The organism is Aquabacterium sp. A08 (assembly GCF_011742065.1).
The window spans coordinates 1-432 of the sequence record NZ_JAAQQT010000072.1 but is presented as its reverse complement, the minus strand read 5'-3'; the positions used below and the strand labels follow the sequence as shown (position 1 = coordinate 432).

The following is a 432-nucleotide window of genomic DNA, read 5'->3' as shown; positions in this document are numbered from 1 at the left end:
CTGAGCCGCGAGCGCCAGGCCAACCTGCTGCGGCACTGGCTGCGCCAGGGCTGGCAGGTGGCCCCCAGCGAGGCCCAGTTGCACGAACTGCTGCGCCAGGTGGCCGCTTGCACCACGCGCGGGCACCGCATCCGCCTCAAGGTGGCCGACGGCCACGTGCTGCGCCAGGGGCCGGTGCTGGTGTTTGCGCGCAATTTATAATATTGTGTTTTGCGTCCGACCGCCGGCGGCGCGAAAAACCCTGACACCGGCGCGTACCTCCCCAGATTCAATGGCACTGATCGTTCACAAATACGGCGGCACCAGCATGGGCTCGACCGAGCGCATCCGCAACGTCGCCAAACGCGTGGCCAAGTGGCACCGCGCCGGCCACCAGATGGTGGTGGTCCCCAGCGCCATGAGCGGCGAAACCAACCGCCTGCTGGGCCTGGC

General features: G+C 68.1%; 1 protein-coding gene and 1 pseudogene. Both read left to right on the top strand.

The window, feature by feature from the left end:
* Positions 1–201: TilS substrate-binding domain-containing protein (locus tag HA630_RS00415; protein ID WP_208299879.1), on the top strand; the 201-nt coding region annotated here is incomplete at its 5' end.
* Between the two features lie 70 nt (positions 202–271).
* A pseudogene (locus HA630_RS00410) lies at positions 272–432 on the top strand (aspartate kinase); the annotation flags it as partial.